At 29.5% G+C, this 24769-nt stretch carries 25 protein-coding genes; 14 read left to right on the forward strand and 11 right to left on the reverse strand.

Annotated elements, in window-relative coordinates; genetic code table 11:
- Nucleotides 1–107 precede the first annotated feature (107 nt).
- Nucleotides 108–272 (reverse strand): DUF5522 domain-containing protein, encoded by a 165-nt coding sequence (locus Q0842_RS11545; RefSeq protein WP_298498189.1) that lies wholly within the window; start codon nt 270–272, stop codon nt 108–110.
- Nucleotides 273–321: 49 nt separating this feature from the next.
- On the opposite strand from Q0842_RS11545, the gene Q0842_RS11550 reads away from it, so the two are divergent.
- From Q0842_RS11550 to Q0842_RS11595, 10 genes are all read left to right on the forward strand, one after another.
- Complete coding sequence (locus Q0842_RS11550; protein ID WP_298498190.1) at nt 322–660, forward strand: hypothetical protein; 339 nt, start codon at nt 322–324, stop codon at nt 658–660.
- Nucleotides 650–1561 carry a 1-aminocyclopropane-1-carboxylate deaminase/D-cysteine desulfhydrase gene (locus tag Q0842_RS11555; protein WP_298498191.1) on the forward strand — a complete coding sequence of 304 codons (912 nt, stop codon included), beginning with the start codon at nt 650–652 and terminating at the stop codon, nt 1559–1561. Before Q0842_RS11550 ends, Q0842_RS11555 begins: the two co-directional genes overlap by 11 nt.
- 4 nt (nt 1562–1565) lie before the next feature.
- Complete coding sequence (locus Q0842_RS11560; protein ID WP_298498193.1) at nt 1566–2369, forward strand: glucosaminidase domain-containing protein; 804 nt, start codon at nt 1566–1568, stop codon at nt 2367–2369.
- Nucleotides 2370–2379: 10 nt separating this feature from the next.
- Complete coding sequence (hemL, locus tag Q0842_RS11565) at nt 2380–3666, forward strand: glutamate-1-semialdehyde 2,1-aminomutase (protein WP_298498195.1); 1287 nt, start codon at nt 2380–2382, stop codon at nt 3664–3666.
- A 103-nt stretch (nt 3667–3769) separates the two neighbouring features.
- Nucleotides 3770–4333, forward strand: coding sequence for a TetR/AcrR family transcriptional regulator (locus Q0842_RS11570; RefSeq protein WP_298498198.1), 564 nt, complete (start codon nt 3770–3772; stop codon nt 4331–4333).
- Between the two features lie 68 nt (nt 4334–4401).
- A complete protein-coding gene (locus Q0842_RS11575) occupies nt 4402–4965 on the forward strand; it encodes a carboxymuconolactone decarboxylase family protein (protein WP_298498200.1) in 564 nt (187 codons plus the stop codon).
- Nucleotides 4966–5038: 73 nt separating this feature from the next.
- The gene (locus Q0842_RS11580; RefSeq protein WP_298498232.1) at nt 5039–5701 is read left to right on the forward strand and encodes a DsbA family oxidoreductase; all 663 of its coding nucleotides are present in this window, start codon (nt 5039–5041) and stop codon (nt 5699–5701) included.
- A gap of 10 nt (nt 5702–5711) precedes the next feature.
- Complete coding sequence (locus tag Q0842_RS11585; protein WP_298498201.1) at nt 5712–6371, forward strand: peroxiredoxin-like family protein; 660 nt, start codon at nt 5712–5714, stop codon at nt 6369–6371.
- An 11-nt stretch (nt 6372–6382) separates the two neighbouring features.
- A complete protein-coding gene (locus Q0842_RS11590; RefSeq protein ID WP_298498204.1) occupies nt 6383–6808 on the forward strand; it encodes a hypothetical protein in 426 nt (141 codons plus the stop codon).
- On the forward strand, nt 6798–7487 hold the full coding sequence (locus tag Q0842_RS11595; protein ID WP_298498206.1) for a haloacid dehalogenase type II: 690 nt from the start codon (nt 6798–6800) through the stop codon (nt 7485–7487). Before Q0842_RS11590 ends, Q0842_RS11595 begins: the two co-directional genes overlap by 11 nt.
- A gap of 107 nt (nt 7488–7594) precedes the next feature.
- On the opposite strand, the gene Q0842_RS11600 is transcribed toward Q0842_RS11595, so the two are convergent.
- From Q0842_RS11600 to Q0842_RS11610, 3 genes are all read right to left on the reverse strand, one after another.
- Nucleotides 7595–8071, reverse strand: coding sequence for a hypothetical protein (locus Q0842_RS11600; RefSeq protein WP_298498208.1), 477 nt, complete (start codon nt 8069–8071; stop codon nt 7595–7597).
- A 213-nt stretch (nt 8072–8284) separates the two neighbouring features.
- On the reverse strand, nt 8285–9502 hold the full coding sequence (locus Q0842_RS11605) for a hypothetical protein (protein ID WP_298498210.1): 1218 nt from the start codon (nt 9500–9502) through the stop codon (nt 8285–8287).
- Between the two features lie 36 nt (nt 9503–9538).
- The gene (locus Q0842_RS11610) at nt 9539–11059 is read right to left on the reverse strand and encodes a hypothetical protein (RefSeq protein ID WP_298498212.1); all 1521 of its coding nucleotides are present in this window, start codon (nt 11057–11059) and stop codon (nt 9539–9541) included.
- A gap of 150 nt (nt 11060–11209) precedes the next feature.
- Between Q0842_RS11610 and yiaA the strand changes: the two genes are divergently transcribed.
- Nucleotides 11210–11692, forward strand: a complete 483-nt coding sequence (yiaA, locus tag Q0842_RS11615; protein ID WP_298498214.1) for an inner membrane protein YiaA — start codon at nt 11210–11212, stop codon at nt 11690–11692.
- Nucleotides 11693–12012: 320 nt separating this feature from the next.
- Here yiaA and lysS read toward each other — a convergent pair whose 3' ends face one another.
- Nucleotides 12013–13704: a lysine--tRNA ligase gene (lysS, locus tag Q0842_RS11620; protein WP_298498216.1), complete on the reverse strand. Its 1692-nt coding sequence runs from the start codon at nt 13702–13704 to the stop codon at nt 12013–12015.
- A gap of 257 nt (nt 13705–13961) precedes the next feature.
- Between lysS and Q0842_RS11625 the strand changes: the two genes are divergently transcribed.
- Together Q0842_RS11625 and lipB are read left to right on the forward strand one after the other, a co-directional pair.
- Nucleotides 13962–14120: a YqaE/Pmp3 family membrane protein gene (locus Q0842_RS11625; protein WP_298498217.1), complete on the forward strand. Its 159-nt coding sequence runs from the start codon at nt 13962–13964 to the stop codon at nt 14118–14120.
- Nucleotides 14121–14202: 82 nt separating this feature from the next.
- Entirely contained in the window at nt 14203–14913 is a 711-nt protein-coding gene (lipB, locus tag Q0842_RS11630; RefSeq protein WP_298498218.1) for a lipoyl(octanoyl) transferase LipB, read from the forward strand.
- A gap of 122 nt (nt 14914–15035) precedes the next feature.
- On the opposite strand, the gene Q0842_RS11635 is transcribed toward lipB, so the two are convergent.
- The 6 genes from Q0842_RS11635 to Q0842_RS11660 form a co-directional block, all read right to left on the reverse strand.
- Complete coding sequence (locus tag Q0842_RS11635) at nt 15036–15797, reverse strand: DUF6090 family protein (RefSeq protein ID WP_298498219.1); 762 nt, start codon at nt 15795–15797, stop codon at nt 15036–15038.
- Between the two features lie 135 nt (nt 15798–15932).
- Nucleotides 15933–16712: a polyphosphate kinase 2 gene (gene ppk2 / locus Q0842_RS11640; RefSeq protein WP_298498221.1), complete on the reverse strand. Its 780-nt coding sequence runs from the start codon at nt 16710–16712 to the stop codon at nt 15933–15935.
- A 102-nt stretch (nt 16713–16814) separates the two neighbouring features.
- Nucleotides 16815–17864 (reverse strand): nucleoid-associated protein, encoded by a 1050-nt coding sequence (locus tag Q0842_RS11645; protein WP_298498223.1) that lies wholly within the window; start codon nt 17862–17864, stop codon nt 16815–16817.
- Nucleotides 17865–18011: 147 nt separating this feature from the next.
- Nucleotides 18012–18689 (reverse strand): hypothetical protein, encoded by a 678-nt coding sequence (locus Q0842_RS11650; RefSeq protein WP_298498225.1) that lies wholly within the window; start codon nt 18687–18689, stop codon nt 18012–18014.
- A 226-nt stretch (nt 18690–18915) separates the two neighbouring features.
- Nucleotides 18916–21348 carry a DUF3352 domain-containing protein gene (locus Q0842_RS11655; protein ID WP_298498227.1) on the reverse strand — a complete coding sequence of 811 codons (2433 nt, stop codon included), beginning with the start codon at nt 21346–21348 and terminating at the stop codon, nt 18916–18918.
- Between the two features lie 45 nt (nt 21349–21393).
- Entirely contained in the window at nt 21394–21993 is a 600-nt protein-coding gene (locus Q0842_RS11660; protein ID WP_298498229.1) for a ribonuclease HII, read from the reverse strand.
- 211 nt (nt 21994–22204) lie between these two features.
- Here Q0842_RS11660 and Q0842_RS11665 point away from each other — a divergent pair, with 211 nt between their 5' ends.
- Complete coding sequence (locus Q0842_RS11665) at nt 22205–24256, forward strand: putative porin (protein ID WP_298498231.1); 2052 nt, start codon at nt 22205–22207, stop codon at nt 24254–24256.
- Nucleotides 24257–24769: the final 513 nt, after the last annotated feature.

A 24769-nucleotide genomic window follows, 5' to 3' on the forward strand; every position in this document is an offset into this window, starting at 1 on the left:
TCATACCAAATTGATTGCCAGTATAAAACAGCACCAAGATTTTAAGTCTAACCATAAAATACTTTTTTTAGTGTAGAGTTTTGTAAAGTAAATATTTAAAAAAACAATTATTTTTTAATGGAATTAGTTGCTTTGTTATATCCATACGGACAATGTTTACAGCCACTCTCGCAACAATACCCACGTTTTAAATGGTATTGTTCGGTAAAACAGCGATAACCTTCCGGTGTTAGATAGAAATCGCCCTCTTCAATGGGGATTATTTTTTTCATTTATCACAAAGATAATGTAAATTGGTTTGATTTTTGAGTAGGTATTAACATGATTTTTATTTCTAAATATTTAGTTCCAAAAGGTTATACAGGAATAACTATATTTCCTTTTGTATTTTTAAAATCAAAGAATTTGAAAGGTAATCAGGCATTAATTAACCATGAAAAAATACATTTAAGACAGCAATTAGAGCTTTTAGTAATTCCTTTTTATGTGTTTTATATTGTAGAATTTTTAGTAAGATTAATACAATACAGAAATTGGCAAATTGCCTACAGAAATATTTCGTTTGAAAGAGAGGCATATACTAATCAATTAAGTCTAAATTATTTAAAACAAAGAACTTTTTGGAGTTTTTTAAATTATCTTCGCGTAAATGATATATGAGTTCGAAAATTCGGTAAATGAACAGGTAAATCTAGCTAAAGAAAAGGGTATAGAGTTATTTATAAAGCGAGAAGATAAACTACATGCTTTTGTGTCTGGAAACAAATACAGAAAACTCAAATACAATCTTTTACAAGCCGAAAAAACAAGTTATAAAACCTTGTTAACTTTTGGAGGTGCTTTTTCAAATCATATTGCTGCGGTAGCCTCTGCAGGTAATTTAATTGGCTTTAATACTATAGGAGTTATTAGAGGTGATGAACTGCCAAATAAAATTGAAGATAACCCCACTTTAAGGTTTGCTAAGGCTAATGGAATGAAGTTTAAGTTTGTTACTCGTGAAGATTACAGGAATAAAACTTCTGAAAACTTTTTGAATGCCTTAAATGAAGAATTTGGTGAATTTTACATGATTCCTGAAGGTGGTACAAACAGTTTTGCAATAAAAGGTTGTGAAGAAATTTTAACCGAAAAAGATATAGTATTTGATTATGTATGTTGTGCTGTAGGAACCGGAGGTACTATATCAGGAATCATAAATTGTTCAAAACCTAGTCAACAAGTTTTAGGTTTTCCTGCGCTAAAAGGTGATTTTTTAAAGGATGATATTAGTAAATTTGCAGTACAAAGTAATTGGAAATTAATTACAGATTATCATTTTGGTGGTTATGCTAAAATAAATGAAGAATTAGTCACGTTTATAAATCACTTTAAATCTGATTATAGAATTCCTTTAGATCCTGTATATACTGGTAAAATGTTGTTTGGGATTATGGATTTAATTGAAAAAGATTATTTTCCTAAAGGATCTAAAATTTTAGCCATTCATACAGGTGGATTACAAGGAATTGAAGGGATGAATGCGACTTTAAAAAAGAAAAAATTACCAATAATTATTTAAATAAATGAATAGAGTCATTATCATTTTAATTGCTACACTTTTGGTGTTTAGTTGCAAATCTAAAAAAGCAATTGTTACAAAAAAACCAAGTGATAGTTCTAATCAGGTTTATAATAAAACTAATGATAAAAAGAAAGATGCTATTGATGAAACTCCTAAAGTTTATGCCAATAATACCCAATATTATATAGATTCTCATAAAAATACTGCAAAACAAGAAATGAGTTTATATGGTATCCCTGCTAGTATTACCTTGGCTCAAGGTATATTAGAGTCAGGTTCTGGTAAGGGTAGGTTATCGGTTGAAGCTAATAATCATTTTGGAATTAAATGTCATGGTTGGACAGGCAAAAAAATCTATCATGATGATGATGAAGAGCAGGAATGTTTCAGAAAATATAAAGATGCTAAATATTCATTTAGAGATCATTCTCTATTTTTAACAGAACGTAAACGCTACTCAAAACTGTTTAATCTCAAAAAGGAAGATTATAGAGGTTGGGCTAAAGGTCTAAGAGCTGCTGGTTACGCAACCGACAAAAAATATCCACAAAAACTTATTAGTCTAATAGAACGATATCAATTGTATAAATATGATAAAGAGGTTTTAGGTGATAAATATGTGGTTTATAATAATTCGGTAACAAATCCACGAGAAACGTATAAGGTGGCTCAAGGAGATACATTATATTCCATTTCAAGAAAATATAATATTACAGTAAAAGAACTTCAAAACATTAATGGTTTATCAGATACTGCACTTAGTATTGGGCAGGAATTAATTGTAAAACCTACTTCAAAAAATTAATTAGTTAATTATGATTTATAAGAGGAGCAGCGCATTATTCGCTGAAGCAGAAAAAGTAATTCCTGGTGGTGTAAATTCTCCAGTAAGAGCATTTAAAGGAGTTGGAGGAACTCCAATTTTTGTTAAAGAAGCCAAAGGTGCTTATTTATATGATGAAGATGGAAATAGATTAATTGATTATATAAATTCTTGGGGGCCTATGATTCTTGGCCATGCTCATGAACCTGTTGTAAATGCTGTTATTGAAAAAGCTAAGAAAGGAACCTCTTTTGGTATGCCAACAGAAATTGAAACTCAAATTGCCGAATTAGCAGTTTCTATGGTGCCAAATATTGATAAAATTAGATTTGTAAATTCTGGTACAGAGGCCTGTATGAGCGCTGTACGTTTGGCTAGAGGATTTACAGGTAAAGATAAAATTATAAAATTTGCAGGATGTTATCATGGACATTCTGATTCGTTTTTAATTCAAGCAGGAAGTGGTGCAAGTACTTTTGGAACCCCTAATAGCCCGGGAGTTACAAAAGGTACAGCCAAAGATACTTTACTTGCAAAATATAACGACATTGAAAATGTAAAGGCTTTAATTCAAGCTAATAAAAATGAAATAGCTTGTATTATTATTGAACCTGTAGCCGGAAATATGGGTTGTATCCCTCCCGTAAATGGCTTTTTAGAAGGTCTCAGAGAATTATGCGATGCTAATAATATATTATTAGTTTTTGATGAGGTAATGACAGGGTTTCGTTTAGCAAAAGGTGGTGCCCAAGAATTATTTAACATTAATGCAGATATTGTTTGCTTTGGTAAAGTAATAGGTGGCGGGTTACCAGTTGGTGCCTTTGCCGCTAGAAACGAAATTATGAATTATTTAGCGCCTTTAGGACCCGTTTATCAAGCAGGTACCTTAAGCGGAAACCCTTTAGCTATGGCTGCTGGTTTATCGATGCTCAATGAATTGAATAATGATGCAGAAGTATTTAATAGATTAAAAGAAAAAACAGCCTATTTGCATGAGGGTATTGCTAAGGTTTTAACTCAAAATAATATCACACATACTATAAATAGATTAGGTTCTATGATTTCTGTTCATTTTGATGAAGAACAGGTTATAGATTTTGATACTGCCGCAAAAGGAAATAATGAAAAGTTTAAAAAATTCTTTCATGGGATGCTTAATGCAGGTGTATATATAGCGCCTAGTGCATTTGAAACTTGGTTTATAACAGATGCTTTAAGTTATGATGACTTAGATTTTACAATTAGTGCTGTTAATACAGTATCTAAAACACTTTAGTTTACAGCTCTTTTTCAAAACTAAATACAAGAATTTGTAATTAAATGTTAAAAGTTTTTTTATTACTAAACGATTGGTTAGTTTTGTTGTGTAATAATAAATAATGGCACGTAAAAAACAATATAATGAAACAGAAGTAGTTGAGAAAGCTATGAACCTTTTCTGGAAAAATGGTTACGAAAGTACTTCTATGCAAATGCTTGAAAAAGAAATGGGCATTAACAAGTTTTCTATATATTCTAGTTTTGGTAACAAACAAGGTTTGTTTCTTGAAAGTTTGAAACACTATAAATCAAGAGTAAATTCAGCTCTAGAAAAATTTAAAAAAGCCACAAATGGAGTCGAAGATATTAAACAATTTTTTTACGATTCTATAAGCTCAAATTTTAAAGTAGGTAATCAAAAAGGTTGTTTTGTAACAAATACCTATAATGAGTTTTCTGATAAGGAGGACCAAATAATAAAAGAACAAATGCAGTCTTTTATGAATAATTTAAAATTAATCATTATTGAGAAATTACAAATGGATGGCTTAAAAGATGAAAAAACAATACAAAAACAAGCCAATTATTTATTGTTGGCAAAACATGGTTTAGCTGCAGCTGCTAGAGTAAATACCGAAAAAGAAATTGAAGATTATATTGAAATGATCTTTAAAAATATTTAAACATTTTTTTTACTAAATAACTAAACGAACGTTTAGAAATAATAATTAATAATAATAAAAGAAAAATTATGACAACTTTAAAAATTCACAACATTGAAACTGCTCCAGAAGAAGCAAAACCATTTTTAGAAAAATCACAAAAAGCTTATGGAATGATTCCTGGCTTGCACGGTGTTTTAGCTGGAGCTCCAAAAATTTTAGAGGCTTACCAGACATTACATGAGTTATTTACACAAACTTCTTTTAACGAAGAAGAATTAACGGTTGTTTGGCAAACCATAAATGTAGAGCACGCTTGTCATTACTGTGTTCCTGCTCATACAGGAATAGCGAAAATGATGAAAGTAGATGATGAAATTACAGAAGCTTTACGTAATGAGATACCACTTGAGAATCCTAAATTAGAAGCCCTACGTGCTATAACATTATCTATTGTTCGTAATCGAGGAAATGTTTCTCAAGAAGAATTAAATGCTTTTTATGAGGCAGGTTATGGTGAAGCTCAAGTATTAGAAATTATTTTAGGTTTATCTCAAAAAACAATTAGTAATTATGTAAACCATATAGCAAATACTCCTGTTGATGCTGGATTTAAAAAATTTGAATGGTCTAAAGGTCATGTAGTTTCTTAATTTTAATAAACAGAGAATTAAATTAATAATTATACATCTTCCATGTATTTGGAAGATGTTAAAAAAAATTATGATGAAAGAAAAATTAAAAATAGACATTGTTTCAGATGTCGTTTGTCCTTGGTGTACTATTGGATATAAAAGATTGGAAAAGGCTATAAACGAATTAGGTATTCAAGATCAAGTAGAAATTGAATGGCAACCTTTTGAGTTGAACCCTAATATGCCTGCAGAGGGACAAAATCTGCAAGAGCATATTGCAGATAAGTATGGTTCTACTATAGAACAATTTAAAGAATCACAACAAAGAATGATAGAAGCAGGAGAAGAAGTTGGTTTTACTTTTAACTATTTTGATAACATGCGAATGTCTAATACTTTTGAAGCTCATATTCTATTAGAATATGCTAAGCATTTTGGTAAACAAACCGAATTGAAAATGACATTAACCAAAGCTTTTTTTAGTGAACGTAAAGATGTTTCTAAAAGAGAGGTTTTAAAGCAAGCGTTAAAAGATGTTGGTTTAAATGTAGACGAAGGCATGTCTAAATTAGATAACGATGATGTTCGTTATGAGGTAAAAAGTAAGGAGGGACTTTGGCAAAATGCTGGTGTTAGTTCTGTTCCAACTGTAATATTTAATAGAAAAAGTGCAGTTACAGGCGCACAACCAATAGAAACTTTTAAACAGGTTCTTTCTGAATTAATGAATAAGCAGGAAACTGTTTCAAAATAAAAAAAATAACATGAGTATAAATAAAGGTGATTTAGATGCGTTGTTAGATGAACAACGGCAGGCAGGTATTGCAAAATTCACAAAAGAAAAAAATCAAATTTATACAGATGGTATAGCTAGTGTTTCTAGTTCAGGAATACTTAGTAAAGCATTAAATGTAGGTGATAAAGCACCAGACTTTACACTTAATAATGTTTTAAACAACCCCATTTCTTTATATGAGGAATTAGAAAATGGACCTGTAGTGTTAACTTGGTATAGAGGCGGGTGGTGTCCTTATTGCAATATAACGCTACGCTATTTACAAGAGAAGCTACCAGAATTTAAAAAATTAAATGCAACACTTTTGGCTTTAACACCAGAGTTGCCAGATAATTCATTAACTACTGCCCAAAAAAATAAATTAGAATTCACCGTTTTAAGTGATTTAGGAAACAATATTGGAAAAGAATATGGTGTGGTATTTAAATTAACAAATGAAGTTGCATCAATTTATGAGGCATCATTTGGTTTAAATGAAAAGAATGGTAATGCTAATAATGAATTGCCTTTAGCAGCTACTTATGTTATTAATACAAATGGAATTATCCAATATGCTTTCTTAAGTGCAGATTATAGAGAAAGAGCAGAGCCTACCGATATAATATCTGTACTAACAAAATTAAATTAACATATTAAACGGTGAAAAATCAAACCAAAATAATAACAGGTCTGTTAGGTTTTATTGTGTTAATTCCAGGTATAGCAAAATTTATACAACCATTTAAAACATTTATTTATGAACACCTTTCAATTATTGGTTTTCCTTTTCCAGGCCTAATGCAATATGTTGTGAAAATTAGCCAAATTAGTGTTGGCTTAATGCTAATTTATTTAGCCTTTAAAGGGAATTCTCTTAGACCTTGTTTAAAAAAACAACTGTTTTATTTTAGTAATATAACTGTTATTGTAATGATGTTGGTTGCTATATACACCCATTTGCATCCTGTAGTTCCTGCAAGAATATTACCAATGGAGTTTAAACCACCGGTAATTCCAATTTTATATATTATTTTAACTTTAATAAATATCTATTTATTTAGAAAAAACCTCTTAAATGGAAATTAAAACCAGACCTAAGGTGTTGTTTTTTGATGTTAACGAAACACTACTAGATCTTACAGAAATGAAAAAGCATGTTGGTAAAGCTTTAAATGGTAATGAAGATTTGTTACCATTATGGTTTACTACTATGTTACAATATTCTTTAGTTGTATCGGCTAGCGGGCGCCATGAGTCTTTTGGTTATATTGGTGCTGCTGCATTACAAATGGTAGCAAAAAATAACAATATTGCAATATCTGAAATCGAGGCACGAAAAGTCATTCTATCAGGATTACAAGGTTTACCTGCACATCCTGATGTAAAAGAGGCTTTGGCACATTTAAAACAAGCTGGTTATAAGTTAGTAGCTTTAACTAATTCATCTAAGGATAGTGTAACAAAACAATTTAAAAGTGCTGGTTTAAATGATTATTTTGAAGAGAAACTAAGTGTTGATAGTGTAGGTAAATTTAAACCATTTACAGATGTATATTCTTGGGCAACAAATAAAATGGGTGTTAATTTAGAAGACTGTATGTTAATTGCTGCACATGGTTGGGATGTCGCTGGGGCACTTTGGGCTGGTTGGAGAGCTGCTTTTGTAAGTAGGCCAGGGCAACAAATTTTTCCTTTAGCTCCTAAAACCGAAATTGAAGAATCTGATTTAATAAAGATAGCCAACATATTAGTTACATATAAATAACTTAAAACAACTTCTGTTTATGTTGATACTAAACAAAAACGCATCCCATAAATTCGGGATGCGTTTTCCATCAACTAAACTATAATCAAATTAACTAACTAAAATCTTTATTGTTTTTGTTTTTTTAATTCTTTTCTTTGGTCTTTTTTCATGCCTTTATTTTTCCCTTTCATTGCCATTCGAGCTTGAGATTTTTCCCATTTATCAAATTGCTCTTGGTTTAAAATGTTTTTCATTTTGTCTTTCATAGCAATTTTATGATCTAATCGGGCATTTTCCATCTTTAAGCGTTCTTCTGGTGTTGGTTTTTTGGCATCTCCACTTTCTTTTCTTGCTTTACGCTCTACCATCATTTCTTTTCTCTTTTTCGCGTTTTCTAAATTTATTTTATAAATTTTGTCTTGCTGCGAATCGTTTAAATCTAAAAATAATGTCATTTTTTTAGTTTTATTAGCAGCAATGTCTTCGGCAGGAAGATTCATCATTTTTTCTGCTCTTTCACCTTTATTGTGTTTTTGTTTTTTTTCTTGCGCAATAGCTTGTAGGCTTACAAGTGCTAATGCAATTACTATTATTTTTTTCATTTTTTTATTAAGTTTTTATTGTATTTGTCTTTTTGACTATTAAACTGCAAAAGGGTTTAATTAGTTAAATAGTTTTAACGCCTTTTTAACACAATTTTGCTTTTTATAATAGAAGTAGATGTGCGTTAGGGATTGCAGCGAAAAGCCCACAGCGAGGCACGAGCGAGGACTTGTAGCGTAAAGCCCGACCCTTGTGGTAACGCTATAAAAATATTATTTAGATAAAGGAATTTTTAGGCTTATACCAGTTTGAAAGTCTGGTGCGTTATTTACTTTTAAGTCTTCTTTTACAAAGCAGGATAACTGGTATTTAGGTGTGCCGTAAGTATATATAAGATTCCAGCTAGAAAGATAGGTGTAGAGCGTGTAAACACCATTGTGCCAGCCTCCATTTATTTCGCGCCACTTACCAATAAGCTTGTAATAATCGGCTTCTTTCTTTTTGTTGTAACGCGATTGGATATGGTAATTTATACCAAATGCATTAAAATTTCCTTTTTTAGTGTATTTGGTTATTTCTATTTCACTTTGTAAACTACCAATGTATGGATTGTTACCTAAGTCGATAACCTCTTTTATATCAATTAGGTTTTTTCGTAATACATTGGCTCCTATAGCAAAATTTAACTCGTAATTGTTTTTTAAATTAAGTTTTTTTATAGCGTTAACAGAAAAGCCAACATCGATACTAGCGTTGTATTGTGATGTGTTTAGACCTAAGTGCGAACCAAAATTTATATAAATATTTCTGGATTTGTTTATTAATAATTCTGGGTAGTAGTAGTGATTAAACTCTAGGCCGCCAATAAAAAAATCGTTGTTATTTAACTCTAAAGTATTATTGTTTCTGTCTAAATAACTGAAGTTTACCTGGTTTAAACCATAATAACGTCTGCCAAAAGGATCTTCACCACCCATTATATTACTATGAAACCATTCTATACTTTCATCGCTTGTAAATAAAGAAAAAGGGTGTTTGCCTTTGGTGATTAAATAGGAGCGAAGTGTAATACCTAACTCATGCTTTTTATTAATTGGGATATTTGCAGTAAACCTAAATTCTTTTATTACTGCATCTATAACAATGTTTAAATAATCTGCGGGTGTGGTTTCTTGGTCTATAAATTGAAACCTTCGGTTGTGCCATTTATCTTGGCTTAGTTGTTCTCTTACACTAGGGGCTTTTGGAAAATAAGCTTCAACAAAAGGGTGAAAATTATTTCCGCTTGTGTAATTAAAACCTAATATGGTTTTTTGTGGTGGTGCATATTTAAAATTTGTATTTATACGCGAACTAAAAATGCCAAAATGGTGAGTTGATAATATACTAGGATTATCAATTCCATTTTTAATAAGTAAACTATCTTTTTCTTGTGCTGTTATTATTAAACAAGATAAATAGAATAAAACTAACAATCTTTTTTTTAGCATCTCGCAAAAATAAGTAAACATATAATATCTTGATGGTTATGTGTTTGTTATTTCTAGCTGTGCTTGTTTTATTAGTAATATGGTAGTTTCGAATAGGTTTTTGTTGCTCATTTTAGCTTTTAAATAACTGTAAAAACTTATTACAAAAATATCTTCTTTATATGTTTCTAACCAATTAAAAGCATTTTCAACTTTGTTTTTAAATGTATTAGTTGTTACACTTTCGGGGTTTTTATAATACATGTCTATAAAACTTATATATGTTATAACACGCTGTTGGTTTATGCTTTTTAGATAAGGATAATAGTTTCTTTTAAAGCTTAGTAATTTTGATTCAATTAAATTAACGTTGTGTAATTCTATATGTAATAAAATTTCAATCAGATTTTTTTTAATGGTCCACTCTTTACCTGCCTTTTCTGTATACCAGTGGTCTGTGTGGTAAAATTTTGATATTAGTGAATAGGCTTTTTTTAAATCGTTTTTTTGGAAATAAAAAACAATTAAACTTAATTTAATATCTAACAAGGTTTCAATATCTTGATGTTTGTTAGATATAAAGGGTTCTAGAATTTGTATGGCTTTATCTTGATTGTTACTGTAATTTAAGTTTAAAGCTATTAATAAATGGTATTTTAATTTAAAGGTATTAAAGTATTTCTTTTTTTTTGAATTCATTTGCTGAATCATTAGACCTAAATAGTGTAATGATTCAGTAAATTTTTTGTTTCTAAAAAGCGCATTTGCTATGGCATATAAAATTTGAATATGGTAGTATTGTTGCTTTTCAATGTTTTTACTTACAATAATAGATTTGTACGTGTTAATTAAAAAAGGTTCAATTTTTAAATAGTCTTTGGTTACAAAAGCAGAAATACTCGAAATAGTTACTAATTGAAATAATGACTTAAACGACATAGAATCGTTTAAATTAATTTGATGTTCTTTAAGTGTATTGCTTAATATAGTTTGAAAATCTAATACTTCACCTTTATACGAAATGTTGTTTAATGTTTGTCTCATTTTAGAATAAACGATGTTGAGTTCGTCTTCTAATTGAATATTTTTTTGATTGCTTTTAAATTTTAAAGTAAGTGAATTAATATCTATGGATGGGTATGTATATGCATATTCAATTTTTGTGTGATAAATTTCGTTGAGAAAAGGAAACAAATCATGTTCGGTAGCTAATTTTTCTGCTTTATCAAGTATTTTATAAGCAACCTTAAATTGTTTTTGTTGTAAAAAAGATTTGGATGCTAGTATGTATTTTATAATTTGCATATCTACAGAGTTCTCTTCTTGTAGACTTTTGTTTGCGGTAAAATTCACTAAAGATTCATATAAACGCTTTCTTAATGCATGATAAGCATTCTTCTTATTATTACCGTAGAGTTTTGTGCATATTGTATTAGAGTTTAAGTCGCCTTTTAGTAAAAGATTAAATAATTGAACGTTTTTAGTGTCTTTTCGTTTGTTGTTTTTTTCTAGATACGAAACGAATTTCTGTTGGTTTTCAATAGAAAGTGTAGAAATTATATTATTTAATTCAGTCATTTAATCGTCATTAAAATGATTAATTATATAACTAATATAGTATATAATAAATAAATATAAATTTTTATATCGTAAGTTTTATTAAAATATAGTCTTTCAGGTATTTAATGGTTTTAGCAGTTTTGCCTCATAATCATTAAAACAAAAATTATGAATTATCAAACAACAGTTTCAGTTGATGAAAACTCAAAAGGAACAAAAGTAAAAAAGGAAGTTAAGGTGTATGATCAAAAACCAACATCGGCTTTTATTGGTGCATCATGGTCTGCTTTATTAATAGGTATGACTTCCTATTGTATTGGTTTATGGAATGCCGATATGATGTTAAATGAAAAAGGCTACTATTTTACCATACTGCTTTTCGGGTTGTTTTCTGTAATCTCTGTTCAAAAAGCTGTTAGAGATAAAATGGAAGATATTCCGGTAACAGATATCTATTACAGTATTAGTTGGTTTACTACAACGGCATCAATTGTATTATTAGTTATTGGTTTATGGAATGCCGATTTGCTTTTAAGTGAAAAAGGGTTTTATGGTATGTCTTTCCTGTTAAGTCTATTTGCAGCTATTGCAGTTCAAAAAAACACAAGAGATGTTCAATACATAGATAGAAACATTGATGACGATAAATAAATAGATAATTAGTCAAAACAAAAAAATAAAGGGTTGTTTTGATGGTTGGTTAGTTAACCCAAAACCTCTTTGCTTTTTTAGTAAAGGGGTTTTAAAAATTAACAACTTTCTTAAAAAAATTAACAGAACGCGCTATATACTCTTAAATAAAAACTAAAATGCTAACAAGTACTGTTAAACATTTCTAAAAGGTAATATTAGGTAATGATAATTAGTAGATATTTGTAATGAGTTTAGTTAATAAATTTAGTTTGGTTAGTTTAAAAAAAGCCAGTAATTAATAATTACTGGCTTTTTTAGTATCTATATTTTGGTAATTATTAAATTACATTAACAAATAAACCTTCATCGGTTTTCACAACTTTAGCAAGGTTATTTTTAGTTAATTCTTTAATTGTTTTATCCCATTTTTTGTTTGATAAGCCAGATTTAGATTTTAAATCTATAAGTTCTAATTTTTCAGCTTTCTTTAAAATTTCAAAAACAGCTTTTGCATCTTCGCTAACGGCTACCGCTTTTTTCTCTGGTCGCATTTGTGGGAAGAATAAAACCTCTTGTATGGATTGGTTGTTTGTTAAAAACATAATTAATCTGTCCATACCAATACCCATTCCAGAAGTTGGTGGCATACCGTATTCTAGAGCACGTAAAAAGTCATGATCAATAAACTCTGTAGCTTCATCATCACCTTTAGCAGCTAGTTTTAATTGATGCTCAAAACGCTCACGTTGGTCTATAGGGTCGTTAAGTTCAGAATATGCATTTGCAATTTCTTTACCACAAACCATAAGTTCAAAACGTTCTGTTAATTCAGGGTTTTCTCTGTGTTCTTTACATAATGGACTCATTTCTTTTGGGTAATCTGTGATATATGTAGGTTGTATATAGTTGCCTTCACATTTCTCACCAAAAATTTCGTCAATCAATTTACCTTTACCCATGGTTGAGTCAACTTCAACACCTAAATCTTTAGCAGCTTGCCTTATCTCATCTTCAGTTTTGCCTGTAATATCAAAACCTGTAAAATGTTTAATAGAGTCTGCCATTGTAACTCTGGCATAAGGCGCTTTAAAATCTATTTCATGCTTGCCAAAAGTAGCTTTTGTTGTACCGTTTACTGCAATTGCACAATGCTCTAATAAGCGCTCACAAAAATCCATCATCCAGTTATAGTCTTTATAAGCTACATAAATTTCCATAGCTGTAAACTCTGGATTGTGGGTTCTATCCATACCTTCGTTTCTAAAGTTTTTAGAAAACTCGTAAACTCCATCAAAACCACCAACAATTAAACGTTTTAAATATAATTCGTTAGCAATTCTCATATACAAAGGCACATCTAAAGCGTTGTGATGTGTAATAAATGGGCGTGCTGCAGCACCACCTGGTATAGGTTGTAATACCGGAGTTTCAACCTCAAAGTAACCTGCGTCATTAAAAAACTGGCGCATCGCATTAAACAATTTAGTACGTTTAACAAACACATCTTTTACCTTTGGGTTTACTACCAAATCAGCATAACGCTGTCTGTAACGTTGTTCTGGGTCTGTAAATGCATCGTAAACTACACCATCTTTTTCTTTTGGTAAAGGCAAAGGTTTTAAGGCTTTACTAAGTAATGTAAAATCTTTAACTTTTACTGTTTTTTCACCAACTTGCGTGGTAAATAATTCACCTTCAATCCCTATAAAATCACCAAAGTCTAATAGTTTTTTAAATACATCGTTGTATTTGCTTTTGTCTTCACCAGTACAAATTTCATCTCTGTTAAAATACACTTGTATTTTTCCCTCGGCATCTTGTATCTGTGCAAAACTTGCTTTTCCTTGCACACGTACCATCATTAATCGTCCTGCAATTATTACCTGTTTACCTTCTTCAAACTGCTCTTTTACTTGTTTGGATGTATGGTTTACTGGGTATAAATCTGCTGGATACGGATTAATTCCTAATTCACGTAATTTTGCTAACTTTTCTCTTCTTACAAGCTCTTGCTCAGATAATTGTGACATACTTAAAATACTATATGAAAATTTTTAAGGCACAAAGATAAACATTTGATTTCCTATTTTAGATGATTGATTTATGAATTTTTTGGGCGTTACCACAAGGGTCGGGCTTTACGCTGCAAGTCCTCGCTCGTGCCTCGCTGTGGGCTTTCCTCTGCAATCCCTAACGCAATAAGACTATATAAAGAAAAAGGAAGTGTAACAAAAAAGAGTGTTATGCGTCAAATAATTAAATCATCAATAAAAAATAAATCAAATTAATGAGTTTCTTTAGAGTTTTACTTTCAATTATATGTCCGCCTTTAGCAGTTATCGATAAAGGCTGTGGTTCCATTATTATCGTCTTTTTACTTTGGCTTTGTGGCTGGGTTCCTGGGGTAATAGCAGCATTGGTTATACTTAATAACCCTAAAAATTAGTTTAAGTAAATAGTTTAATAGCAAACATCTTCGGTTTTACTACATCAATTATTTTATATAAAATATCGTAATTTTGTAGTCTATGAATAAAACAATAGAACTACAAGATTTAGGGTTAAAAGATTATAAACAAACTTGGGATTTCCAAGAAGGATTATTTAAAGGTATTGTAGATACAAAAATTAAAAATAGAAGAGAAGATGCTGGCCTTGAGACTAAAAACTATTTTTTATTTGTAGAACATCCGCATGTTTACACACTAGGTAAAAGCGGCGATATGTCAAACTTATTAGTTGACGAAGCACAATTAAAAGAAAAAAAGGCAAGTTTTTATAAAGTAAATCGTGGTGGCGATATTACCTATCATGGTCCTGGGCAAATAGTAGGTTATCCAATTCTAGATTTAGATAACTTTTTTACAGATATACACAAATATTTGCGTTTTCTGGAAGAAATAATAATACTAACACTAGCCGAATATGGATTAAAAGCAGAACGCAGCCCTGGCGAAACAGGTGTTTGGTTAGATGTAGGTACACCTTTTGCGCGTAAAATCTGCGCCATGGGAGTTCGTGCAAGCCGTTGGGTAACCATGCATGGGTTTGCACTAAATGTAAATGCCGATCTAGGGTATTTCGATTTAATGATTCCTTGTGGTATTCGTGGTAAAGCGGTAACCTCTTTAAATGTAGAATTAGGGAAAAAAGAAATAAATGAAGCTGAGGTTAAGGAAAAGATATTAAAACATTTTGCTAAGCTTTTTCAAGCAGAGTTTTTTAGTAGTACCGTTTAACGTATTTGTGTATGGTTAGAGTTGCGTGTTTAAGCACATAATTTAGCAAATAAAAAACGAATAGAAAATCCTCAAGGATTTTCTATAAGTAGGCTAGAATTAGCCATTAATTATAGACTTTGTTAGTCTTTTGTTATTTTATCAATCTCAGCAATTACGTCTTTGTTAATTTGGATTAAGGCACTATACTGAGGAATAATAGTTAAGTCACGGATAGATGCTTTTGCAATAATATTTCTATAAAGAATAGAACCATGCATTTCATTTAAAAACTTTACTATTTCTAACATTGTAATATTAGCTTTTTTTAATTCATCCTCACCCATACTAAGCGAAGCATATCCAATATTCAAATCAGTTATATAAGACATACGAGCTTCTAAATCGTCAATAGTATTATTCGTTTCATTTTCAGTAATTAATACAGTTTCTATGGCTGTTTTTTGCTCAAGCAATAATTTATGTATAGTACTGCCATTTATCAAACTTAAATAAGGTGATTTTTCTAAAGCTTCAAATCCACTTGTGTTTGCTCTAAATGAAATTGCGTCAAAACATCGAGCCGCCTCCATTGTTGTCTGTGGGTTAAAATTATTGTTAAAAAACGTTAGTTGTTCTTTTTTATAATTTGGTATCAATTTTTCTCTTACCGTTTTTAGCGAATCAAGTAATACTAAGTCACTTTCAATATTACCTTTTATTATTAAAAGGTTTTGTTTTAAAGCTATATTTTCTTTTTGTTCTTCATTCCAATTGTTAATCTGTAGTGCAATTAAAATTCCAATAACTACTAATATAATTTCACCAATAGCATAAAGTAAATACTTACTGAACTTATTTTCAGTCAACATTTTTTGCCGAATTTTTCTAAAGAATTTTATCATTTGATTAGAGTTTGGTCATAATGAAGGCTAGCTCAGGCTAATGTGAAACGTTAGTATGTTTTATATCCGACTTAAACGAAATTAGTTGAAAGTTTTACAAAATCAAATTCGATTTTTAAAAATAGTTTTAAATAATTAATATTTTTCTGGTACAAATGTTTGGTAGTCAATTGGAGGCCTAACATAAGCTTTGTAGTCTGGTAATTCAGGGAGTTCAATAGGTTTAATATCCATTTTTTTATAAGGAATCTGGCTTAAAACATGGCTAATACAGTTTAAACGAGCTTTCTTTTTATTATCTGAGTTTACTACATACCAAGGCACTTGTTTGGTATCGGTATGGGCAAACATATTGTCTTTAGCTTTAGAGTATTCTAACCATCTAGAACGCGACTCTAAATCCATTGGGCTAAATTTCCAACGTTTTAATGGGTTACTTATTCGGTTTTTAAAGCGGCGTTCCTGCTCCTCGTCACTTACAGAAAACCAATATTTAAGTACTATAATTCCAGATCTTACCAACATACGTTCAAACTCTGGGCACGATCTTAAAAACTCTTCATATTCATCATTGGTGCAAAATCCCATAACTTTTTCTACACCAGCTCTGTTATACCAGCTTCTATCAAAAAGTACTATTTCGCCTGCAGCAGGTAAGTGATAGGCATATCTTTGAAAATACCATTGTGTTTTTTCTCTTTCGGTAGGTACGCCTAATGCTACTACTTTACATACACGCGGGTTTAAAGGTTCTGTAAACCGTTTAATAGTGCCGCCTTTGCCTGACGCGTCTCTGCCTTCAAAAACAATAACTACTTTTAAACCTTGTTTTTTTACCCATTCTTGTAAATGTACTAACTCGGTATGTAATTTTTTTAGTTCTTCTTCGTAGTTAAATTTATCGTCTTTGGACATGCTTATGTTTTTTTTGATAAACACAAGTTACTAAAAAACACAAAAAGACTAAGTGTTACTTAGTCTTTTTGTAGGTTATAATTTAATTTATAAAGATTCTTATTAGTTTTCGGCATTAAAAAACACCTTGTAGTAATGCATTTTCTTCTCATCATCATAACCGCGTTCTAAATATTCAGATGAGGCATCTGGTGCATCAATATCTAGTTTTATTTGTATGTTGGTGTCTAATTTTATATCTGTTTTAATTTTTCGTTTTTCTTTGGTAACAACAGCTTCAGCTACATCAAATTGATTTCTAATTACTAGATTTTGCTCGCCTTCAAACTCTTTTTTGTAATTTTCAAATTCTCTAATATGCTTTTCGTCTTCAAAAAGTTCTTCTTTAAATCGCTCAATATTTACAACTTCATTTTCTTTAAAATAGTCGATAGTTTGAGCTAAAAACGAGTTTTGTTCTTTAGCACCATAATTAGTTTTTATAACCTCTGTAGAGAACTCTTTGCAAAGTTCAATGTATTGTTGCGTATGGTTGTTAGCATCATCGGCATATTTAATATTTAAAAAATGATTAATCCAATATTGCGCATCATAACTATTGTTATCGACACTTAATATAATATTGCCTTCGGTATCACTTTGATTTAGTATTAAACAACCTTTATCTACTTTTTTTGAATTGATGCCTTTTTGTACCAACACATCATAACTGTTGTTTTCCAAATAGGTTTGAAAGAAGTTTACTTTACTTTCAATTTTAAAAATACCAATAGCGTTTGTGGTCATATCTCTAAACTCTATACCATCAAACATAACTACTAAAACATCGCCAGTTTTTATTTGTGCAGAGCTAGATTGCTCATATAAATGCGTAACAATATGTTTTGAAACTTCTACAAATGCCTCATCATCATTAAATATTTGCGAACAATAGCTGTTTATTTCATTTAATGAAATACTAGCATGATGATTAAAACGATAACTCTGTACAACACTACCAAATGGCCTTAACAAAAAGGGTAACATTAAGTCGTAACTTGCTTCGTCGAAATCTACTAGCTTTTCTGAAAATGCATTTTTGGTGTCGTTAAATTTATTACCAACTTTATGAATTATAAATTTTGAAATGGCGGCGTTTTTTCTTGAAATCATATAGTATTTATTAATACTGCAATACTATTAAATTAACTTGAATTGTATTTGCAATTACACAAAAAAAGAGCGCCAAAACATTATATTTTGACGCTCACAAGATTCGAGGACTTGCTTTTGGTGGTTAAAACCAATTTATTTTATTACTTATTTTGAGAAACTTGTTAACTCAGAGTATCCCATTAGTTTACCATTTTTGTTGTAGGATTCGCTTTTTACAACACCAACACCTTCTGCAATCCATTCTTTAATTTTAAATGTCATTTTCATACCCATTTTCATTTCGTTGTCATAACTTAATGCGAAACAATTAAATGTTCCTGCAGGGGTTGTAACAGATTCTTTTTTATCTACTTTTCTGTTTAACATATCTATGCTCATATTCATTTTAATACCTCCCATGTCTATTACCATATTCATGTTAGCATCTTTTAAAGACTGTCCAACTTGTAAATTATTAGGAAGCTCAACATTAGTGCCAGTAATATCCATTTCCATGTCTTTATATTGTTTAAACATATCAGGATTCATAAGCGATTTAAAATCAATTGATATCTTATTACCATCGCACATTATTTGATAGCTAGTAGTTGTAATTTCTTTGTCTTTGTCGTCAAAAATGGTTGTTTTTATAGTTGCAACATTATTATCTATAGTTGTAACTTCATAATTAACTACGCCTTCTTTTTTACCTTTTTTATTATAGTTGGTAATTTCAAACTTAGTGCCTTTTTCAAAAGGATAATAGGCTTTGCATGCGCTTTGACTAAAAGACGAAAAGTGAATAAGAAATGTGCAGATTAAAACTAGAATTTTTGTTTTCATAACTTCCTATTTTAAATACCCATAGTCTATATGAAGTTTAGGGTGATATATAGATAACAAAAAACACATCCAATTTAAAAGGACGCTAATTAAGTTTATTTGTTATTTTCTTGTAAATATTTGATTAATAGCTGGCTAAAGATAAAGATTAGTTTTTTATCGACAAAAGGGTATTGTTAAATATCTCAATAAATTTATTGGTATTTCTTAATTGATTTAGCTGTGGCTAATTTATTTGATACAATATAATAGCGTTAGTTGCTCCTTTTGTTACAAATTCTAAATTGGAATCTTTATCAATATTATCTAGAGCAATTTCAGAATTACCATAAACAGGAAAGTTTGGTAGTAGTTTTGATTGACTGTCAAATAAATAAACTTTATGCGACTGTAAATCTGTAGTTGAAACATAAATTTTATTGTTGATGTAGAAAATCTTCGGATTTGAATAATCGCCAAAATCCAACTCGGTTGTTTTGTTTTTTATGGTGAGTTTATTTTCATTTTGAGCAACAAAAGTTTTGCTTGTAGTTTCTATGTGATGATTTTTAGTGAGATTCAATTTTTTTGTAGCTACATTTCCTTTTGAGTCTATATATACCAAATCTCCAGTACTAGTAGTAGTTGTAAATGTATTGTTATACAAAAATACCGGTTTGTTTGAATAGGTTAATGATTGTTTGGGTGTTACTCTTACTTTTCCTAATCTATCTAGTATATAAAGTTTATTGTTTGTTTTTAAAGCAATGTAATCTTTATTACCAATTCTAAAATGTTTAGGTAGAGAATTAATAGGGCTATTGGCAGATTTAAAACTAAATCCTTTTACTATTTTTCCATTAACATCATACATTAAAACGTTTTTACCTTGAGTTACTAAAAGGCGGTATTTTTTGCGGTTATCATAATCAAATACAGCTAATGGTTGTGTGATTTCATCATTAAAGTTTAAAGTAAATGGTTTTACCTCTTTACCATTTCTGTCTAAAACATAAACCTTATGTGGTGTTGCAAATGCAAGTTGTAGCCTGCCGTTTTTGTAAATGTCAATTTGTTCTATGGTTCCTAAAATAGGACCTTGTAATTCTTTTTTCCATAGAATCTTACCATTATTAGAAATTAAATATAAGTTGTTATTTACATCTTGAACGACAATTTCTTTCTGTTTGGTAATATGATTTTTAACAAATTGTGGTGTATTTAAAATAGCTTTATCCAATTTAATGTTTAATTCTTCTGAAATAGAATTTAACGTTGTTTTTGTTTTGTTCTTTTTAATAATTCCGTTTACATGGGCAAAGTTATTATCGTAAATAAATTGAATTGCAGAAGTGTTGTATTCTTTTAGGTTATGGTTTACGTTTGTTTTAAGATTTTTATTTAAAATAGTGTTTAGTGTTGAAGCATTTGTAATCTGTAATAAAGAAGAAGCATCACTTAATTTCTCTTTTACATCGTAATAATAAGATTTGTTTCCTAATGTTGTCTTGTTTTGATAGTTAGCTATAATATTTTGTAGCATTTCAATATCATCAGCAAAAACAATAAAATCATCTAAAACACAATATAAATTAGCATTATTTTCGCTTATTAAGGGTGTAAAGGTTTTAGCAAATAAAACAGGGTTACTAAAATTATATATATCAATTTCTCTGTATGTATTTGCAATAGATTGTTCGCTTAATAACACATCTTTTGTAGCTATAACATCGGTTGAATTTATAACAATAGCTCGATTTTTATCTTCATAAATAATACCTACTTCAACAACATCATCAAAAAGCGAAGTATCATTAATTATGGAGTCTTTTTTTCGAAATTTTAAAAGGTTGGTTTTTAAAATTTTAAAATCATTAAATGTAAAACTCATAAACCCATCGCTATTTGCGGGTGTAATATTTTGTGTTTGATTAACTTGTGGTATGGTATTTTTAAAAATATTGATAAGACTTGAAGTCGAATCTGTAGCTTTTGTAATACCGTTAAAATGAGTTTCATTTTGATTCATTTCCACATCAATAGCCATATATTCTATAAAGCTGTTAAGGGAAAGCGAGTCTTCAACAAAAAAAGTTTTTAGGAGCTTATTATTTGGTTTTACAATAATTGATAGTGTTTTATTGTTGTTTGTTGTTTTGTGAACTTTTTCAAGTTCCTCATCTTGATTAATATAATCAAAAGAAGCATAAATTATGTTTTTTGATGATGTTGCAAAAAAAGTGCTGTCAACAATAGTACTATATAATTTGTTGTTGTTGATTGTAGATTTTGTAATGGATTTCTTTTTATAAAAAAGTGTTTCTTGAGTATAATTTGGTAATGAATCTGTAGTAAATAATTGCTGATTAAATTTTGTGATTACTGAATATTGAAGACTGTCATGTTTATCTATAGAGAAGCAAATTAAAACATTATCAGTTGTTTTTAAATGAGATAAAGGTTTTAATTTTTCTTCTAAATTTTTATAAATAAGAGATTTTGAAAGTTTTTGTAAAAAATCACTATTGTTAATACTGTTATTAAAACTTTCAAGATTAGAGGTCTTTATGATTATTGATGTGTTTTCTGGAACAAAATCTAAAAGATTAGTGTGTTTTGTTTTAGATTTTGTACAACTAAAAGTAAATATAAGTAGGAGGGAAAAACAAAATAATCTCATGGATTGAATTAATTTTTACAAATATAAAAACTTACCATACAGTTTCTACAATTCTAACTTTAATTGTTCAGGTAATAATCTAAACGTTTTTCTGTGGTATTTTGTTATACCATATTTTTTTATAGCAGCTCTATGTTCTTTTGTAGGGTAGCCTTTGTTTTGTTTCCAGTTGTACATGGGGAATTCTTCGTGGATTTTCTCCATATATAAATCTCGATGTGTTTTTGCTAAAATTGATGCGGCAGCAATACTTAAATATTTACCATCACCTTTAATAATAGTTTCAAAAGGAATATTTTTATAAGGTTTAAATTTATTACCATCAATAATTATAAATTCAGGAGTTTTATTCAATTTATCAATGGAATAGTGCATGGCTAAAATCGATGCATTCAGGATGTTGATGGTGTCAATTTCCTCTTGAAAAACATGAGCAACACCAAAGCACAAAGCTTGTTTCTCAATAATAGGTTTTAAAAGTGCTCTTTTCTTTTCGCTAACTTGTTTGGAGTCATTTAATATTAAATTTTCAAAATCACATGGTAGTATAACTGCAGCTGCAGTAACAGGACCGGCTAAACAACCACGACCAGCTTCATCTGTTCCGCATTCTAGTTTGTAGTTTGAATGATTTAATAAAAGCATAATTAAAATATTAACAAATATAATATGCTTGCTGCTAATAATAAAGTATTTATATGTGTAAGCTCATTGAAGTTTGTAATAATAATTAGGTGTAATTTTTAACTAGATTTCTTTATTTAAAATATTTGCTAGCACTTTACGTTCAAATAATTACTTTTGCCTCATTAATACATAATAGTTTAAGATTCTCAATTCACCTACAGTTCTTAATATGAAAGAATTTTTTAAGATAAAAACAAGAATTAAATATAAAAAGACATTACATGTCTTTTTAATTTTTAACTTCTTACTTGTTGTTACAAATATTTCTGCACAGGTCCTACCTCAAAAAAGAGATTTTTCGAAAGAGAGTATTGATACTAAGAGTATAAAAGACTCAATAAGTGCTAAGTCTAAAGAATCAACAAGTATTAAAAATCTTAAAAATACAAAAGCTAAAATCACAGATTATTTAATTATATCACATAAAAGAGATACAACATATCTTGATACTACGTTAACCATAGAAAAAGAATACAAGTTTAACTATTTACGAAAAGATAATTTTGGATTAATACCATTTTCAAATTTAGGGCAGACTTATAATAGTTTAACATATAATTTTGAGAATACCACATCAATGCCCAAGTTTGGAGCAAGAGCGAGGCATTTTAATTATATGGAAATTGAGGATATTAATTATTTTAAAGTCCCAACACCTTTAACAGAATTATTTTTTAAAACAGCTTTTGAGCAAGGACAATTAGCCGATTCGTTTTTTACAGTAAATACATCACCTCAATTTAACTTTTCAATAGCATATAAAGGACTCCGCTCATTAGGTAAATATCAAAATATATTAACTAGTGTAGGTAATTTTAGGTTTACATCTAATTACACATCTAAAAATAATCGCTACCAGGCACTAGGCCATATTGTAACTCAAGATTTATTAAATCAAGAAAATGGAGGTTTACAAGATAGTAGTGTAGAGAATTTCGAATCTGGAGATGAAGAGTTTATAGATCGATCCATTTTAGAAGTTAATTTTGAAAATGCAGAAAGTATTTTACGCGGTAAACGTTTTCATTTAGACCATAACTATAATATTTTTAATAAAGTAGTAGAAAAATATCTTCCGCAAACTTTAAACGATTCCACATCAAAAAGCAGGCTAAGTTTAAGACATATTGTGTCTTTTGAAGACAAATACTATCAATACGATCAAACATCTGCAAGTACATCCTATTTTGGAGATGCTTTTAATAGTAGAAGTTTAAAAGACAAAGCCACCTTAGAAAACTTTTATAACGAGGTGCAGGTTGATTATTTTAATAATGTTCTAGGAAATATTCAGTTAAACGTTAATAATACTAACTATAATTACGGTTACAATAAATTGGTTATCTTAAATGGTAATACAATAACTAATAGGCTAAAAGGAGATGTTTTTGCGGTAGGAGGTAAGTATAGTAAGCGTTATAAAGGGTTTCAATTGTTTGGCGAATTAGGGGCAAATATATCAGGCGATTTCGATGGTAATTATTTCAAAGCAAATGCAATTTTTAATCTAAATGACGAAATTGCTGCATCTGCATCCATAAACCACAGCTCAAAAGTTCCAAATTACAATACATTACTATATCAAAGTGATTATATAAACTACAACTGGCAAAATAGTTTCAATAATATCGAAACACAACAAATAGGATTTAAATTAAAATATAAAAGACTTGCAGATATAACAGTCGATTACTCAACAATAGATAATAATGTATATTTCAAACAAGACGAAACCACTCTGCAAATAGCGCCGTTTCAAAATAACAAGACTATAACATATTTAAGAGCTAAACTTCAAAGCGAAATCAAGTTTGGTAAATTTGCCATAAACAACACAATATTATATCAAAACGTAAAAGACGATAATAATTCTTTAAACGTACCAGAAATAAACACCAGAAATACCATTTACTTTGCAAGTCATATATTCAAAAAAGCATTGTATTTACAAACAGGAGTTACTTTAAATTATTTCACTAAATATTATATGAATGGGTATAGCCCATTATTAGCAGAATTTTATGTACAAAACGAAACAGAATATGGAGATTTCCCGCGCTTAGATTTCTTTTTAAACGCAAAAATCCGTCAAACAAGAATCTATTTAAAAGCAGAACATTTCAATTCAGCATTCACAGGCTACAATTATTACTCAGCACCAAACAATCCATATCGCGATTTTGCAGTACGATTTGGTGTTGTTTGGAATTTCTTTTTATAAAATTTATAATGGCGTTCCCCAAGGGTCGGGCTATCCGTTCCAAGTCCTCGCACTTCCTACGTCGTGCTGTGGGCTATCCACTACTATCCCTAACGCGAGTTTATCTACAAAGTTAGTTTTTCACACATTAATTAAGAAGTTTTAAAAAAGGTAAGTCATTTTAATAATACTATATTTTATAATAAAGAGATACTAATATAATAGTGCACTCAACACATGCTATTAAATAATTAGCATACTAAATCAAACTATTTGGTAGGTTTCACACAACATATAGTAACTATCTCTAAGATGTTTAAATATTCCATTTAATGATTTATAGCAATAAGTTTTATTTGTTCTTCAATAATAAAAGACAGAATTAATGAAATTCTAATAAATAGTAAAAAAAGAATAAGAGTTAAATAACACAATTTAAAGTAGTTAAAAGCGGTTTAAAAAAAAACTAAAAAAAAGGCAAAAAAAGTCATTGTCAAATTAAAAAAGGATAGTAAGTTTGCACCCCGATAAAAA

It is taken from the genome of uncultured Algibacter sp., from assembly GCF_947495675.1.
GTDB lineage: Bacteria > Bacteroidota > Bacteroidia > Flavobacteriales > Flavobacteriaceae > Algibacter_B.

What these genes read in the sequence shown, in the direction of transcription:
- Q0842_RS11660 (WP_298498229.1), bottom strand. Translation starts at nt 21,993, where the DNA reads ATGCTTTTATTAAATCATTCAAACTACAAACTAGAATGCGGAACAGAT.
- Q0842_RS11560 (WP_298498193.1), top strand. Translation starts at nt 1,566, where the DNA reads ATGAATAGAGTCATTATCATTTTAATTGCTACACTTTTGGTGTTTAGT.
- lipB (WP_298498218.1), top strand. Translation starts at nt 14,203, where the DNA reads ATGAATAAAACAATAGAACTACAAGATTTAGGGTTAAAAGATTATAAA.
- ppk2 (WP_298498221.1), bottom strand. Translation starts at nt 16,712, where the DNA reads ATGTCCAAAGACGATAAATTTAACTACGAAGAAGAACTAAAAAAATTA.
- Q0842_RS11645 (WP_298498223.1), bottom strand. Translation starts at nt 17,864, where the DNA reads ATGATTTCAAGAAAAAACGCCGCCATTTCAAAATTTATAATTCATAAA.
- lysS (WP_298498216.1), bottom strand. Translation starts at nt 13,704, where the DNA reads ATGTCACAATTATCTGAGCAAGAGCTTGTAAGAAGAGAAAAGTTAGCA.
- Q0842_RS11650 (WP_298498225.1), bottom strand. Translation starts at nt 18,689, where the DNA reads ATGAAAACAAAAATTCTAGTTTTAATCTGCACATTTCTTATTCACTTT.
- Q0842_RS11635 (WP_298498219.1), bottom strand. Translation starts at nt 15,797, where the DNA reads ATGATAAAATTCTTTAGAAAAATTCGGCAAAAAATGTTGACTGAAAAT.
- Q0842_RS11580 (WP_298498232.1), top strand. Translation starts at nt 5,039, where the DNA reads ATGAAAGAAAAATTAAAAATAGACATTGTTTCAGATGTCGTTTGTCCT.
- Q0842_RS11570 (WP_298498198.1), top strand. Translation starts at nt 3,770, where the DNA reads ATGGCACGTAAAAAACAATATAATGAAACAGAAGTAGTTGAGAAAGCT.
- Q0842_RS11545 (WP_298498189.1), bottom strand. Translation starts at nt 272, where the DNA reads ATGAAAAAAATAATCCCCATTGAAGAGGGCGATTTCTATCTAACACCG.
- Q0842_RS11600 (WP_298498208.1), bottom strand. Translation starts at nt 8,071, where the DNA reads ATGAAAAAAATAATAGTAATTGCATTAGCACTTGTAAGCCTACAAGCT.
- Q0842_RS11605 (WP_298498210.1), bottom strand. Translation starts at nt 9,502, where the DNA reads ATGCTAAAAAAAAGATTGTTAGTTTTATTCTATTTATCTTGTTTAATA.
- Q0842_RS11575 (WP_298498200.1), top strand. Translation starts at nt 4,402, where the DNA reads ATGACAACTTTAAAAATTCACAACATTGAAACTGCTCCAGAAGAAGCA.
- Q0842_RS11550 (WP_298498190.1), top strand. Translation starts at nt 322, where the DNA reads ATGATTTTTATTTCTAAATATTTAGTTCCAAAAGGTTATACAGGAATA.
- Q0842_RS11595 (WP_298498206.1), top strand. Translation starts at nt 6,798, where the DNA reads ATGGAAATTAAAACCAGACCTAAGGTGTTGTTTTTTGATGTTAACGAA.
- Q0842_RS11665 (WP_298498231.1), top strand. Translation starts at nt 22,205, where the DNA reads ATGAAAGAATTTTTTAAGATAAAAACAAGAATTAAATATAAAAAGACA.
- hemL (WP_298498195.1), top strand. Translation starts at nt 2,380, where the DNA reads ATGATTTATAAGAGGAGCAGCGCATTATTCGCTGAAGCAGAAAAAGTA.
- Q0842_RS11555 (WP_298498191.1), top strand. Translation starts at nt 650, where the DNA reads ATGATATATGAGTTCGAAAATTCGGTAAATGAACAGGTAAATCTAGCT.
- Q0842_RS11625 (WP_298498217.1), top strand. Translation starts at nt 13,962, where the DNA reads ATGAGTTTCTTTAGAGTTTTACTTTCAATTATATGTCCGCCTTTAGCA.
- yiaA (WP_298498214.1), top strand. Translation starts at nt 11,210, where the DNA reads ATGAATTATCAAACAACAGTTTCAGTTGATGAAAACTCAAAAGGAACA.
- Q0842_RS11610 (WP_298498212.1), bottom strand. Translation starts at nt 11,059, where the DNA reads ATGACTGAATTAAATAATATAATTTCTACACTTTCTATTGAAAACCAA.
- Q0842_RS11585 (WP_298498201.1), top strand. Translation starts at nt 5,712, where the DNA reads ATGAGTATAAATAAAGGTGATTTAGATGCGTTGTTAGATGAACAACGG.
- Q0842_RS11655 (WP_298498227.1), bottom strand. Translation starts at nt 21,348, where the DNA reads ATGAGATTATTTTGTTTTTCCCTCCTACTTATATTTACTTTTAGTTGT.